Origin of the sequence: Sphingobacterium mizutaii (assembly GCF_900187125.1) — a bacterium.
GTDB lineage: Bacteria > Bacteroidota > Bacteroidia > Sphingobacteriales > Sphingobacteriaceae > Sphingobacterium > Sphingobacterium mizutaii.
Map to the genome: position 1 here is coordinate 329,102 of NZ_LT906468.1, position 14,181 is coordinate 343,282.

Genomic DNA, 14,181 nt, shown 5'->3' on the forward strand with positions numbered 1-14,181 from the left:
TACTCTGGTACTTTGTTACTAGGCTGTTTAGTCCGCTAATCCATAGGCGGAATAAACAGCTAAATGACAAAGCAACTAAGCAATAAAACGATTAGCCGGCCTAATGCTTAGTGAGGGTGCAGACAAATCCATTAGCTGATAAGCCAGCATCTTATTTAGCTACCTGAACAATTAGTCAGCAAAGTATTTGGCCCACCAAACCAATAGCGAGGACTATCCCATGACAGTCAAATCCCTACACACTACCCACCGCCCGACGTTTCCCCGCAGCCACAGCTATCCCACGGAAACGTCGGACAGCCGCCAAAACAAGATTTGTTTTGCCACCTGCAAGATTTGTTTTGCCACCTGCAAGATTTGTTTTGCCACCTGCAAGATTTGTTTTGCCACCTGCAAGATTTGTTTTGCCACCTGCAAGTTGTGTTTTTGTACGTACGGCTCTCGTACCTCGGTCGTACCCACAAAAACCATCTTGCCCCGGAACATCCCGGCTCCGATGGAGCAGGTCTGTACCAGGGTAGGAAAAAGGTCGCAACTCCCTTTTTCTCAGGCAAAGCGCACCATGCTTGCCGTAACCGGCGAACCATCTATACCTCTTTACACCATTAGCATATTATCGTCCTTGCAATATTCAGGACAATACATGCTGTTACCCTGAACCACCAAGCACCATGAAGAACAAAAAAGGAAACCGAAAACCCTCAGCCCATGAACAACGTTCCCGACGCTTTGAACTCCGGTTGAGCGAAGCGGAACGGGCGCAGTTTCTCGAACTTGAAAAAGCACTTGGCCTAAGCCGTGCGGACATCGTGCGTATCCGGGTGCTCCAACATTCCAAAAAGATGCTGGTCAATACCACCGAAATCATGAAGCTACTGGACAGTATCGGCACAGAGATAGGCCGATCCGGCAACAATATCAACCAATTGGCGAAGCACGCCAATACCCTCGGGCAACAGGGAATGCTGCACTCCGCTATTATGCGTGACCTTGCCCCATTGCTTACCGAATATATCCGGTTGCAACGGAGGTTGGAACAGTCCGTTCGCCGGCTCATCAGACTTATGAGGGGGCAGACATGATCGTCAAGATATTGAAGCCGTCCGCCACGTTCAAAGGCGTTCGTTATAACACGAACAAAGTGGACAAGGACAAGGGCGAGCTGATGAAAGTGGCAAATTTCGATGCCTTACAGGCCCTGCAAAATCTCCGCCCAAAGGATTACGTCAATTATCTGGAAGCCCAATCCGCAGCCAGTAAACGGACGAAATACCCACAGCTCCACGCCGTCATTTCCTGCAAAGGGAGGTCGCATAGCAAGCAAGAACTTTCAGCCATTGCCGAACAATGGCTGAAAGGCATGGGTTACGGCGAACAACCTTACCTCTTGGTATTTCATAAGGACACTGCGCACAACCATATCCATGTCGTTTCCACACGGGTAGACCGTGACGGTAAAAAGATAAATGACAGCTTCGAGAAAATCCGTGCCTACGAGGTATTGAACCGTATCGTCGGCGTGGATGAAAAACAGGAGGTCGATAAGAACATCGAAAAAGCATTGAGCTATAGTTTCTCAACACGGGCGCAATTCATAATGGTACTTGAAGCGCAGGGCTATTCGCTTAAACTGTCCGATGGGATTTATCAGATCAGCCGTTACGGCAAAAGACAAGGTACGGTGTCTTTGGAACAGGTGGACGCCAAAATCGGCACATTCAGTAAAGACATTGATCGGCTGGCACAACTCCGCGCTGTCTTTGCCAAGTACCGAGGCCAGCACGATCCGGCTATCGTTCATGTTACGGCCCCGCTTCCCGGTAATAGATATTCCGCTCCATCGGGCTACACTTCGGCAATGGCGCGGATGCTATCGGACAAATTCGGGGTACAGATCATATTCCACGGTAACAACGAAAAACCGCCATACGGTTATACCGTCATCGACCATTCGAGGAAAATGGTCTACAAGGGCAAAGACCTAATGCCGGTGGCAGAATTTATCGCACCGTCGGAAGACAGGAACGAAATGTCGCCTAAAGCGGATATAAAGAAACCGACTGTAAAGGGGTGGGTACCTCGCCCCGAAGAAACAGTCACCGAAAACGGTCATGTGCAACCAGCCAAAGACGACTTCGCAGAACCGACCGGGAAAGAGCGGAGATCAACATCCGAAGAAACCGCTACCTATACCGATCATGTGCAGGGAACATCGGAGCAATGGATACCAAATATCCAGATCGACATTTCCGACGACATCGACGACGAGGCGATCCACGGACGCAACCGGAGACGTAAGCGTAAAGCCCGCACAAATACCCGTTGACATCACTTTATCAACAACACCTTTAAAACCCACGCACTATGCTCATACTTATAGGAAACCAAAAAGGCGGGGCCGGAAAAAGTACGCTCACCCTGCTGCTCGCCAACTACCTGACCCAGCAACAGGAACGGCGGGTTACGATACTTGACATGGACTATCAGCAATCACTTTACGCCAAAGCCGAGAAAGCAAAAATCTTGGAAAATGAACCGCTGTACGAAATCGTACCCGCCGACCTCAGCCATTTTCCGGCAATGCAACGTAAGTTGGGGAAGTCACGAAACGAAATCGTACTGATAGACCTGCCGGGCAAGATGGACGACGACGGGTTGATCCCCATATTTGCCGCCGCCGATGCGGTAATCTGTCCGTTTGCCTTTGATGAATTTACGGTGGACTCCACATTGCTGTTTGCAATGGTCATCGGCAGGATCAACAAGCGGGCGCCCCTGATCTTCGTGCCGAACCGTATCAAGAACACCGTCAAGTACGAAACCCGGACGGAAGTCGAAAATGTCCTGCGCGGTTTTGGCACGGTCGCACCCGGCCTGCCGGATCGTATCGACTTCCAGCGGGTAAATACATTCCAGACACCGATCATCCTATATCCCGTTATCCTGCCGCTCTTAGACCTGATCTATGAACAGTACATTGCTAAGGAGGAACCATTATGAGCGGAATAAAAAGCCTTGCCGACGAGCTTCGGGATTCCATGCGGAAAGGGAAACCGCCACAGGCAAATGAAATTCCCCCGGCAGAGCAAACAAAGGATGCACCTAAGAAGAAAACGGAAACGCTTGAACGCCTGTTTGAAAGTATCCAAAACCACGAACTGACAGGACGTGAACGGTTACTGATCCGTCTGGACGACAAGACCCTTTTTCTGCTGAAACAACTAAAAGTTGCCAAAGGTATCGACATGACCAAGATCATATCTTACAGCCTGCACCAATTTCTAAAAACCCATCCCGAACTCACCCGATACATCAAAGAACACATTAAAACCCTTGATCTATGAACTGGACACAATTCCTGCTCGGCATTACCGCCGTCTATGGCATTTACTATGCCCTAAACGTACTGTATGACCTGTTTATCCACCGTCGCGCCCCACGGGCGGCCGATGGAGGAAACGAACTGACATTTGATGAAGATTCACCGCCCGAAAGGGTTATTCCCGAACCATCCAAAAGAGAAAACGAACCTATAGTAACCGAGGGGAAGCTCGTTATCTCGTCCGGTCCACTGCAATCCACAGGAGGCATAAACCTAAAGCAGCTCGTATCGCTCGTACAGAATGACGTTATCGAGTACACCAAAGCCATCCCTTATTAAATCCATTATGCGACCAATCCGCTTTGTGGCAGTATTCCTTACTGCCATTTTTTTTGCCGTGTACGGGGCCGCCCAGCCCGGCCTTGCGGAATTTAGGGAAGTGCGCAGGGAAGTCAATACGTGGTACTACAACTTCTCTGACCTTGCCTTTGTCATCGGTGCCGTGTGCGGACTGCTCGGCGGTCTGCGGGTGTACAGCAATTGGCAGTCCGGCAAGCACCACATCGATGCACAGGTCATGGGATGGTTCTTTTCCTGCCTGTTCCTGTCGCTCGTCGGCTCCGCACTAAAGGCCCTTTTCGGGGTAAACTGACAATCCAATCATTTTTTGTTCACTTTTTATCCATTATGTCTATGACAGTAAACACTAAAAAACTGTTTGCAATGGCCGCGCTTTGCCTTTCAGCGGCCCAATCAACATTCGCACAAGGTGGTACCGTGGGTATCGATGCCGCCACATCATCGCTCACCAGCTATGTAGACCCCATCTCGACGTTAATTCTCGCGATCGGCGCGGTCGTCGGGTTGATAGGGGGCATACGGGTCTACATCAAGTGGAACAGCGGAGATCAGGACATCAATAAAGAACTGATGTCGTGGGGCGGTTCCTGTTTATTCTTGGTGCTTGTGTCGGTAGTCATCAAAGCGTTTTTCGGCGTATGACACAAGAGCGTTATCCGATCTATAAGGGGCTTCAAAAGCCCCTTATTTACCGCGGTTTTAAGGGTAAGTTTATTTATTGGGGCATAGGCTCCCTTATCGGCGGTCTGGCCATCGGTGGACTTATCGGTGCATTGACTAATCTTTTTATCGGTGGCTTTGTGACCCTTGCCCTGATGGGTGCAGGACTTGCCTACACATTCATGAAACAGGGAAACGGTCTCCATGACAAAACTCGGCACCGAGGCGCATTTATCCAACCCACCAAATTATCGATCAGCTATGAAAACAGAAAGAAAGACAGCCTTTGAAATGCCCTATGCGGGTATCGACCAATATCAGGGAATGTCCATACTGTATGGCGACCGTGGTGATTTTTCAGTCGTGATGCGACTGACCAATCCCGTCCTGCAGTATGGCGCCGACCCCGAAGCCTATACCACATTCCAACAGGTACTGTTGAACGTCATCAAGATACTTGGCGAGGGGCATATCATCCAAAAACACGACGTATTTATCAAACGGAAATACCGCCCCAAACCCGCATCCGAATTTTTGGAACAGAAATACCAGGAACATTTCAAGGGGCGGGAATACACCGAGATCAGAACCTACCTGACCGTTACCCGTCAGGTCAAAAAAGGGGTATTATATACCTATGACAAAAAAGTGCTGGCCACGTTCGGACAGAACATGGCCAAAGTATTTGACCTGCTTTCGGGTGCCGCCCTTAACCCCTCATATCTTACGGAAGCCGAAATAAACCGCTTTGTAAACAGGGTGCTCGGCATGGAGTTTGAGCAACCCCACATCACATTGGACAATCTTCGCTGCGGAGACCTTCAATTGCAAATAGGTGACCGCGCCGTTCGCTGTATTAGCATGGTGGGCACCGATTCGGTTGACCTGCCCGAAAAGGTCGGATCGTTTATCGCCCGAACCGAAACAAACGGTATGCGTGATTTTCCGGTAGACAACCTTTTTTTCCTGCACAATGTTCCCGGTTATCGCACCATTATCTATAACCAATTATTGGAGATACCCAGCCAACAGATCACGCTGGGCAAACTTGAAGTAAAACGCAAAAGGCATTCGAGCGTACCCGATCCGGCCAACCTCATGTGCGTGGAGGACATCGACCGTTTATTGGTGGACGTGGCCCGCGACAACCAATTGTTGGTAAATGCGCAATATTCCATGATCGTATGTGCCGATACGGACAAGATCGACAAAACGGCCAATTTCATTGAAGCCGCCCTGTTCCAGCAGGGGATCATTCCATCACGCAATGCCTACAACCAATTGGAACTGTTCAGGTGTGCCCTGCCGGGCAACGGCGTAGAACTGAAAAAATACGATTGGTTCCTGACGACCGCCGATGCCGCCCTCTGTTTCTTTTTCAAGGAACGGCTGCCGACGGACGAACCCTCGGAGTTTCTGTTAAGGTTTACCGACCGTCAAGGGGTGCCCGTGGCGATTGACCCATCGGATTTGGTTATGAGGACAGGCCGCATAAAAAATCGAAATCGCTTCGTGTTAGGTAGCAGTGGCACGGGTAAAAGTTATGCCATAAATGCGATCGTCCAACAGTACCTGCAATACAATATGGACGTGGTGATCGTGGACGTGGGGCATTCCTATTCCGGTCTTTGCAGTACCTACGGGGGCAAGTACATCACCTATTCGGAGGAAAAGCCCATCACGATGAACCCCTTTGCGATCAGCGAGGAAGAATACAACATCGAGAAAAAGGATTTTTTGATAACGTTGATCTGCCTGCTCTGGAAAGGTTCCGAGGGTACGGTGACCACCGTCGAGCGTGACGTAATTTCCAATGTCATTTCAGCCTATTATGCCCATCATTTCGATAAGACCATCGAAGACCGAGTAGACAGGTTGGACTTTAATTCCTTTTATGAATTTGCCACTGCTAAAATCCCCGATATAAGGAACGAAGAAAGCATCGCTTTTGACGTGGAGGAATTTCGGTTCGTGCTAAAGAAGTTTTACAGAGGGGGTGAATACGAAGCGATACTGAACGAAGATGCCGACCAATCGCTGTTCAACGAACGGTTCATAGTCTATGAAATTGACAATATACAGAATAACAAGACGCTCCTGCCGATTGTCACGCTCATAATCATGGATCTGTTCGTGCAGAAGATGCGCTACCGGAAAAACCGCCGGAAAACGCTGATCTTGGAAGAAGCATGGCGGGCCATTTCGTCGCCCATGATGGCGAATTTCCTTTTATACCTGAACAAGACCGTACGGAAGTTCTGGGGGGAAATCATCGAGGTAACGCAGGAAATCAACGACATCATCGGCAACCCCATTATCAAGGACAGTATCATAAACAACTCTGACACCATTATCTTGCTGCAACAGAACGAGGCCGATTTTAGAAAGGTCGCCGAATTGCTCTCCATCAACGAAGCGGAGCAAAAAAAGATTTTTACGATCAACCGTCTGGACAACAAAGAGGGGCGCGCCCGTTTCAACGAGTTCTATATCCGGCGTGGAAATGTCGGAGAAGTTTACGGCGTAGAGGTCAGTATTTACCACCACTTGGCATTCACCACCGAAAAACCCGAAAAAAGTGCCGTGGAGATTTACGTCAAACATCATGGCAGCTACCCGGCCGCCCTGACGGCGTTCGTATCCGACATGGAAAAGAGCGTTCTTGCATTGGGCGATTTTGTGCAAAAGGTAAACCAAAATAATGCACCTGTTGAAACATCAAGAGAATACTTTAAACCCGATTTTACATGAGACGATTTATTGCAATAACGATCCTGTCCTTTGCTGTTTTCTATGCAAGAGGTCAGATTTACATAGACCCCGCCGTGGCAGCCGCAACGGGTGTCCATGCAGGGATAATGAACAGCCAACTCAACAATGTGAATAGTAATCTTACGCTCATCCAGCGGGGGCAGATGGCGGTAACAGGCCAGCTCCTGATTGTGAACGATTTACAGGATAAGATTTACAAGGGATTGAGCGAAGTATCCGGCGTTGTCCGTTCACTGCTCACCGTAGAGGACATTGCCAGTATTTCCCTTGACATCGTTAATGACGTGGAAAAAGCAATGAACATCGCAAGCGGAAATCCGGTACTCCTGTTATTTGCCGAAGCGGGCGCACGGGAATTTAAGACACGGGCGACCAACCTATCTGCCGAGGTCAGCGCCTTTGTGCTGAAAGGTGGAAAAGATAACCTGATGGATGCGGGAGAAAGGGCTAAATTGCTCAACCGGATACGTACGGAATTGACCATCCTGCGGGGCGTAGCCTTTGGGATGCACAGAAGTATGTATTGGGCCAAACAGCGCGGTATTCTTAACTCCCTCAATCCATACGCAGGTTTTATCAATATCGACAAACAGATTGCCGATGACATTATCCGTAATTCAAGACTGCTCAAACGATGAGGTACATTATCCTAATACTGCTTTTGGTCATCTTGACCACAGCAAACGCACAGCTCAATGTGGAACTGATCCACCAATTGGTCGAACACAGCAAAGATGAATACGACCGCCAGATCACCGCAAGAAACAGACAGGCCATTACCTCGGCCAACGAGGAAGTAAACAGAGAAGAAACGGCAAAGCTCAAAACCCGTTATCGGCAGTTGCACAGCCGTTTCCAGACCCTCGGTATGGCATTGCAGGGGCTTAGTATGGGTCTGGAATCCGCGCCTATCGTTACAGAGATCATAAACCAACAGAAAAGGATCATGGGCATTGTTTCCGCACATCCCGAATTTCTATTGCTCGCCATCGATGCAGAAAAGGATATGGCAGAAAAAGCTGTGCAATTGGCACGCTACCTCACCGGGCTTTTTATCAGTATCGGCGACCTGGGCCAGATGAAAGCAAGTGACAGAAGAATACTGTACGGACACGTCCTGCAGGAACTTCGAGCAATAGCCGGAGCATCACGGGGGCTTGCGGTTACTATGTACTATTCAACACGCAAAAAGCTACTTGATTCCCTAAATCCGTTTTCGGGTTACATCAATGAGGACAAGCGTATAGTTGATAATATCTTAAGGCAATTGGAGGAATTTAAGCCATGAAGAAACAACTTATATCCATGCTGTTTATATGCTTTTCGACGCTTGCCTTTGGACAAAGCTATGTAACCATTATCTATGATGCCAAGCACCTCGCCATCGTAAACGAGAACGGCGCGGTAAGGTTGGTTTCCGAACAGGCTCATAACAATATGCTGGGCAACATCCGTGGACGGATCGACGACATTAACGTCAACCTATCTTCCGTGGTATTGGTACAGAACATGATACACCGATCACTGACCGAAGTGGATCGGGCATTGAAGTCCGGCCGCTCCGCGCTCCATATTGCAAGGCTCTCTCAGGACATTGCCACACACAGCACTAAAATGTTGGAGACCGCCAAAGGAGAACCGTGGCTGCTGCTCTTTGCCGAGGACGTCACCCGCCAGCTCAAAGACAGGGGAATAAACCTTGCCGCCGAAGTCTCCGAGTTTGTTCTCCAAGAGGGAAAAAACGTACTGATGGATTACGAAAAAAGAGACCACCTCATGCGCGAGATCATTCTCGAACTGAAAGTCATACGCGCATTGGTGTTCAGTATGGAAAGGTCAATGTATTGGGCGAAGATCAACGGCGTACTAAAAATGGCGAACCCTTACCGCAATTTCATCAATATGGACAAACGCAAAGCCGACGAAATCATACGGAACTATTATCTACTAAAGGATTGAACATGAAAACAAAATACATCACAGGGCTACTGCTGTTCCTATTTTCCATCACGGGAACGATGGCGCAGAACGTGAAGCGACAGACCGATAAACATATCGTAAACCAACAGGAACGCATGGTTCATAAGCAATGGGATCGAAAGAAGTTTACGCCGACCAAAGGTTTTTTGGGGTTGAACTATCAATATTGGCTCACCTGGGCGTGGCATCCAAACTACCCCAAGACCGACCGCCGACCGTTGAGCGGTACAGGGCCACAGACCCTGCGCATGGGTATGGTACTGGCCATGCAACAAACGGACGAAGCCTATAAAAAGCATACGGACACCATCCGCAATGTAGCGGTGACCGAAGCCCTCAATTATTCCGGTCTGGTCACGGAGGCCGACCCCTTATGGTTACTTTATTACCGCAGGGAATTTGGAAATCTGATCGATGATACGGACACCAATCCGCTCGCCGGACTTTCACCGGACGTGAGTGATTATTTGAGGAACAAAGGTCTATTGGAATGGTACAACGAAGAACGTGCGGAATTGAAAGAACGGTTGGGAGCTGCCCGAACGACCACGCTTGACCGTGGCAACCGTATAATGGCCTATCACCGTTTACTTGCGGAACACCGAAAACTACTGTCCGCATGGGAATCCAAAAAGAACTATGCCGCAAAATTCCTTTTATTGGCGGGGAACCGTGACCGCCTGCAAAGTGAGAACCCCGATCTGCCGGAGTTTGCAACAGATCGTTCCGATGTACAGATTGCAGAGGACATCCTAAAAAGAACCCAATAACCAAAAGAAAATCACTATATGGACTTTATAAACATGACGGGGCTAATGCCCCGTTTTTTATTGCAGGGAAATCCTGTAAATGTGCCGGACTCTTTTAAAGACACGTTCAACTTTTTGCAAGGGAACGGTGTATATGAGGAGGGTGTTATGCACTTTCTCAAAGGCATGAAAAACACGATATGGACCCACTTCGATACATTCATCACCGATGCACAGGCCCTTGCCGCCATTTTCATGCTCATATTCTGTGCCATCAAATCATACGAAATGATGGCGGGCGACAAAAAAATGGAAATCATGCCTTTGTTACGCCCATTCGGGCTTGTGATGGTCATCATCTGGTGGGGAACGTTCACCCGCGTACTTGCATATCCCACGGACATTGTTGCCGCCAAAACGGAAAGCCTGTTTGACAGCGGGCAGATCGAAGTTAACAACCTACGCCTGCAACGTGCAAAACTCATGGTTGACGTTGCCGATCAACTGACCACCATACAGGCCGAAACCGAGATCGCCGAAAAAGAAGCGGATACGTGGTACGGTCAGGCATGGGATGCGGTCACCTCAACGGTAAAAGAGGGTTTTGCTTCAGTATGGAACCCAATCGTTGAACTCAAAAACCGTATGCAAGTGGGGTTACAGCTACTGGCGACCTATACCTTAGAAACATTGGCCGTCTGGGTATTGCGCATCTGCGTTTACATCATCTTCATCATCCAGATCATCTATTCGACCATCCTTATCATATTAGGCCCGTTTTCCGTTGCCGTAAGTATCCTGCCCGCCTTTAGGGATTCCTTTGGTACATGGATAGCCCGGTTTATCAGCGTAAACCTGTATTCGGGCATTGCCTATCTGGTCATGCACATAGCGAGCCTGTTCCAGCAATATGCGATGGAAGCCGAGATTACCCGTTATCAGCAACTTCTTGAAAGCACGGGCGACACGATGGAGAAAATGGGGTGGTTCGCTGGAAATGGGCTGTTGAGTTTCGGTATCGTCATCGTGACGTTCCTGATCGGAGGGCTGACCATGTTAACCGTACCGAGTATCAGCACTTGGATCGTATCGACAAGCGGTATCACTTCCGCCGCAAGTACAATGGGGCGTGGAGCATCCAATATGGGCCGTGCCGCAAGAAAGATAATCGCCAACTTTTAACCCCTTTAAACACGCAATGCTATGATAATAAAAAATATTGAAGCCAAGATCAGGCTTGCCACCTTTATTGCAGGGGCAAGCCTGATCGCCGCCCTGCTCATGGTGGTGGCGGTATCTTTTTTTGCCTACAAACAGGTCGGCAATGCACGGAAATCCGTGTATATACTTGATGCCAACAATGTACCGATGTCTGCACGACAGACAGACGTGGAGGTGAACAGGCCCGTGGAATACCGTACGCACATCAACCTATTTCATTCCCTGTTCTTTACGCTCGCACCCGATGAGAAGTTTATCGAATACCAGATGAATAAAGCCATGTACCTGATCGATGAATCCGGTGCATTGCAGTACAACAATCTGCGGGAAAAAGGCTTTTTCAACTCCGTGCTATCGTCCAGCTCCGTGCTCACCATCCAGACGGACTCCATCCACGTCGATCCGGTAAAGAAATACTTTAAGTTTTATGGCAAACAGACCATAGATCGGCGCAGCTCTACCGTAATACGCTCGCTGGTCACCGAGGGCTATTTACGGGACCTTGAAATGCGTACGGAGAACAATGGTCACGGTGTACTGATAACCCGATGGAAAACACTCGAAAACAAAGATATATCCTATGTTCAAAAAAATAACTTCTAACCGACCACCAGACACGACGGTATGGGCAGCTTTTTATAAGGAGTTTGGCAAGTACATCGATGGGAGCATCACACGTACCAAACGGTTTCTTGAAGCCCGGCCACGTGCGGTATTTATCGCAATGGTACTAAGCATCCTCGTTTCTGCCAGTTGCTTTCTTTTTCTCCCAAAGGAAATACCGAAGAAAGAACCCTTACAACTTTCCATGCAACAGCCCCTAATGGGCGGAATGGGCGGTATTGTTACCACCGTTTCAGCTCTAAAGGAACTGCTGGAAATCCGTACCATCCTCGACAGTCTGATGGAAAAAGAAAACTTGGACAGCTCCGACAGCCTTCTGATGGAGAGAGCCATCGACAGAATGCAGATCCTCGAAAAAAGATTGGCCGAAGCAAACAAACCCCAAAATTCACCCTAATACAATGCAACAAACATGAAAATCAATTTCAGACAGCCGCGCTATGTGCTGCCCCTCATAGTGCTGCCCTTTCTATGCCTTTTCTTCTATGTCTATCGGACAGGTTTTGCAAAGGATGAAGCTCCCCAGCAAGAGGGCAATCCCTTGCAGGGGCAGATTGCCGATGTATCGGAGGACGTTAAGAACCGTGCGCTATCCGACAAACTTGCCGCCTATCGTGAGCAGTACCGCCGTGGTGATGGCTATACGGCAATAGGCCAGTTACAGGAAGAAAGAGCCGAACAATTCCGTTTTGATGAACTGTACAACGAAGAAGAAAAGCGAAGACTTGATTCCATCGAGCGGGCGCTCAAAAACGGGCGACCTGTTCCCACTAATGGAGATTCGGGAAACGACGACGGAGACAGGACCTTGCAACAGGCCCTTTCGTCACTACAGCGAAAACACGAACCAATCAGAGAGACGCCGGATAAAACTGATCCGATGGAACTTTTCCGTAGGCAGATGTCCTTTGCGGATAGTATGGCAAGAGCGAATGATCCCGACGAACAGGCGGCCCGCATGGAACGTGAACGCATGGAAGAAGCAAAAAGAGAAATCGAAAATCAGCCCCGCTTGTCTGTTTCCAAATACGGTACAGATCAAGGAACGTTCAACACCATTCGCTCTGAAAGTGACAACACTTTCATACAAGCCATTATCGACGAAAACATAACAGGTTATGCCGATTCCCGTCTACGGATACGGTTAATGGATGACCTATTGGTCGGCCCGCACGTGGTCAGGAAAGGCACACACGTCTTTGCAAAAATTTCGGGTTTTTCGGGGCAACGGGTGCTGCTTACGATTACTTCCATTATGCACGAAAACAACATATTACCCATACGGCTCGAAATTTACGACAATGACGGCTCACCCGGACTGTACGTGCCCGCCTCGGCATTCAGGGAGTTTAGCCGGGAGCTCGGCGGTAACACCACGCAGGGAATTACCCTCGGGCAACAGGCCGAGAACAATAGTCAGTTGGTCATGAGTGCCATTCAACGGATGTTCCAATCCACAACGACTGCCGTATCAAAACATATTCGGAAGAACAGGGCCAAACTGAAATACAATACGATGGTGTACCTCATCGATCCGCAGGCACTCCGCCAAAGCCAACAGAATTACAAATAGTAAAACCATTTAAGATTTCACCATGAAAAAGAAACATCATTTTCTAATCCTTTTCCTTATATGTTGTATCGGATATTCCGCGCACAGTCAACAGGCTACGGAAAGCCGATTAGGAACACTTCCCGGCCTGAGCCTGCACCGTGGCCATACGGTGCATATCCTTTCACCCGAACCCATTAGGTATGTTGACATCGCTTCGCACCATGTATCGGGCGATCTGCCCCTTGAAAACGTGTTGCGGATCAAATTGAATGAAGACACCACGCAGACAGAACAACTCGATTATGAACTTGGAACGGTTACCATTGTGGGTGATAACTTCGTGGCGCAATACCGCCTAACGGCCCCATTATGGGTTAATGACGAGAGCATTCCGGCCATGCTGGAAATCAGACCGGAACACACCCGGCCTTTGGAAATTTCAGAGATCGGATTGAGCCGTAGCAATATGAAAAACCTTGCGCTCGGTCTGCTTACAAAAAGTGTTCACAATCCTATACGAAGCACGAGGGACTACGGTGTAGGCATTGTACTTAACGGTATCAGCACATTGGGCGATTATATCTTTCTTGACGTGTCGTTTACCAATACCTCAAACCTTTCCTACACTGTGGATGAACTCCGGTTTTTCATTGAGGACAAGAAGATCACCAAAGCAACGAACGTGCAGACGGTCGAGATTAAACCCTTATGGCAATACCAGCCGTTGACGGAATTTAAGAAAAGACACCGCAATGTGTTCGTACTGAAAAAGGCCACCTTTCCCGGCAGTAAGGTACTTCGGGTAACGCTCACCGAAAAACAGATTTCAGGACGCACGGTCAACTTAAAGATAAAATACGGAGATATACTGAAATCCGACACCTTTTAGGTCGGCTGTATCCATCCTTTGAAAATCAAATAATATATGGAAGACCGCC

At 48.7% G+C, this 14,181-nt stretch carries 19 protein-coding genes; 18 read left to right on the top strand and 1 reads right to left on the bottom strand.

What is annotated here, in order from left to right; genetic code table 11:
* The first annotated feature begins 671 nt into the window (after nucleotides 1-671).
* The 15 genes from mobC (at nucleotide 672) to traK (ending at nucleotide 11,667) form a co-directional block, all read left to right on the top strand.
* Nucleotides 672-1,082, top strand: a complete 411-nt coding sequence (mobC, locus tag CKW03_RS01445) for a plasmid mobilization relaxosome protein MobC (RefSeq protein WP_093101127.1) — start codon at nucleotides 672-674, stop codon at nucleotides 1,080-1,082.
* Nucleotides 1,079-2,326: a relaxase/mobilization nuclease domain-containing protein gene (locus CKW03_RS01450; RefSeq protein WP_093101128.1), complete on the top strand. Its 1,248-nt coding sequence runs from the start codon at nucleotides 1,079-1,081 to the stop codon at nucleotides 2,324-2,326. The genes mobC and CKW03_RS01450 overlap by 4 nt, the downstream gene beginning before the upstream one ends.
* A 38-nt stretch (nucleotides 2,327-2,364) precedes the next feature.
* Nucleotides 2,365-3,000: a ParA family protein gene (locus CKW03_RS01455; protein ID WP_093101130.1), complete on the top strand. Its 636-nt coding sequence runs from the start codon at nucleotides 2,365-2,367 to the stop codon at nucleotides 2,998-3,000.
* A complete protein-coding gene (locus tag CKW03_RS01460) occupies nucleotides 2,997-3,344 on the top strand; it encodes a hypothetical protein (RefSeq protein WP_093101131.1) in 348 nt (115 codons plus the stop codon). Before CKW03_RS01455 ends, CKW03_RS01460 begins: the two co-directional genes overlap by 4 nt.
* Entirely contained in the window at nucleotides 3,341-3,661 is a 321-nt protein-coding gene (locus tag CKW03_RS01465) for a hypothetical protein (RefSeq protein ID WP_093101133.1), read from the top strand. Before CKW03_RS01460 ends, CKW03_RS01465 begins: the two co-directional genes overlap by 4 nt.
* Nucleotides 3,662-3,668: 7 nt before the next feature.
* Nucleotides 3,669-3,974 carry a DUF4134 family protein gene (locus tag CKW03_RS01470; protein ID WP_093101134.1) on the top strand — a complete coding sequence of 102 codons (306 nt, stop codon included), beginning with the start codon at nucleotides 3,669-3,671 and terminating at the stop codon, nucleotides 3,972-3,974.
* Nucleotides 3,975-4,015: 41 nt separating this feature from the next.
* Nucleotides 4,016-4,324 (top strand): DUF4134 domain-containing protein, encoded by a 309-nt coding sequence (locus CKW03_RS01475; protein WP_028069947.1) that lies wholly within the window; start codon nucleotides 4,016-4,018, stop codon nucleotides 4,322-4,324.
* Nucleotides 4,321-4,632, top strand: coding sequence for a DUF4133 domain-containing protein (locus CKW03_RS01480; protein WP_093101136.1), 312 nt, complete (start codon nucleotides 4,321-4,323; stop codon nucleotides 4,630-4,632). Before CKW03_RS01475 ends, CKW03_RS01480 begins: the two co-directional genes overlap by 4 nt.
* Nucleotides 4,604-7,093 (top strand): TraG family conjugative transposon ATPase, encoded by a 2,490-nt coding sequence (locus CKW03_RS01485; protein ID WP_093101137.1) that lies wholly within the window; start codon nucleotides 4,604-4,606, stop codon nucleotides 7,091-7,093. Before CKW03_RS01480 ends, CKW03_RS01485 begins: the two co-directional genes overlap by 29 nt.
* Nucleotides 7,090-7,752 (top strand): hypothetical protein, encoded by a 663-nt coding sequence (locus CKW03_RS01490; RefSeq protein WP_093101139.1) that lies wholly within the window; start codon nucleotides 7,090-7,092, stop codon nucleotides 7,750-7,752. The genes CKW03_RS01485 and CKW03_RS01490 overlap by 4 nt, the downstream gene beginning before the upstream one ends.
* A complete protein-coding gene (locus tag CKW03_RS01495) occupies nucleotides 7,749-8,402 on the top strand; it encodes a hypothetical protein (RefSeq protein WP_093101140.1) in 654 nt (217 codons plus the stop codon). The genes CKW03_RS01490 and CKW03_RS01495 overlap by 4 nt, the downstream gene beginning before the upstream one ends.
* Complete coding sequence (locus CKW03_RS01500; protein ID WP_093101142.1) at nucleotides 8,399-9,073, top strand: hypothetical protein; 675 nt, start codon at nucleotides 8,399-8,401, stop codon at nucleotides 9,071-9,073. The genes CKW03_RS01495 and CKW03_RS01500 overlap by 4 nt, the downstream gene beginning before the upstream one ends.
* A gap of 71 nt (nucleotides 9,074-9,144) precedes the next feature.
* Entirely contained in the window at nucleotides 9,145-9,864 is a 720-nt protein-coding gene (locus CKW03_RS01505) for a hypothetical protein (RefSeq protein ID WP_139185536.1), read from the top strand.
* An 18-nt stretch (nucleotides 9,865-9,882) separates the two neighbouring features.
* Nucleotides 9,883-11,025: a TraJ family protein gene (locus CKW03_RS01510; protein ID WP_236736576.1), complete on the top strand. Its 1,143-nt coding sequence runs from the start codon at nucleotides 9,883-9,885 to the stop codon at nucleotides 11,023-11,025.
* Between the two features lie 21 nt (nucleotides 11,026-11,046).
* Nucleotides 11,047-11,667 carry a conjugative transposon protein TraK gene (traK, locus tag CKW03_RS01515; RefSeq protein ID WP_093101145.1) on the top strand — a complete coding sequence of 207 codons (621 nt, stop codon included), beginning with the start codon at nucleotides 11,047-11,049 and terminating at the stop codon, nucleotides 11,665-11,667.
* Between the two features lie 33 nt (nucleotides 11,668-11,700).
* On the opposite strand, the gene CKW03_RS20690 is transcribed toward traK, so the two are convergent.
* On the bottom strand, nucleotides 11,701-11,874 hold the full coding sequence (locus tag CKW03_RS20690; protein ID WP_157739349.1) for a hypothetical protein: 174 nt from the start codon (nucleotides 11,872-11,874) through the stop codon (nucleotides 11,701-11,703).
* On the opposite strand from CKW03_RS20690, the gene CKW03_RS20695 reads away from it, so the two are divergent.
* From CKW03_RS20695 to traN, 3 genes are read left to right on the top strand one after another with little or no spacing between them, the layout of a single operon-like run.
* Complete coding sequence (locus CKW03_RS20695; RefSeq protein WP_139185537.1) at nucleotides 11,873-12,085, top strand: hypothetical protein; 213 nt, start codon at nucleotides 11,873-11,875, stop codon at nucleotides 12,083-12,085. The two genes, CKW03_RS20690 and CKW03_RS20695, sit on opposite strands and share 2 nt — an antisense overlap.
* A gap of 15 nt (nucleotides 12,086-12,100) precedes the next feature.
* Nucleotides 12,101-13,261 carry a conjugative transposon protein TraM gene (traM, locus tag CKW03_RS01525; RefSeq protein WP_093101148.1) on the top strand — a complete coding sequence of 387 codons (1,161 nt, stop codon included), beginning with the start codon at nucleotides 12,101-12,103 and terminating at the stop codon, nucleotides 13,259-13,261.
* A gap of 22 nt (nucleotides 13,262-13,283) precedes the next feature.
* Nucleotides 13,284-14,132, top strand: coding sequence for a conjugative transposon protein TraN (gene traN, locus CKW03_RS01530; RefSeq protein ID WP_093101149.1), 849 nt, complete (start codon nucleotides 13,284-13,286; stop codon nucleotides 14,130-14,132).
* Nucleotides 14,133-14,181 lie beyond the last annotated feature (49 nt).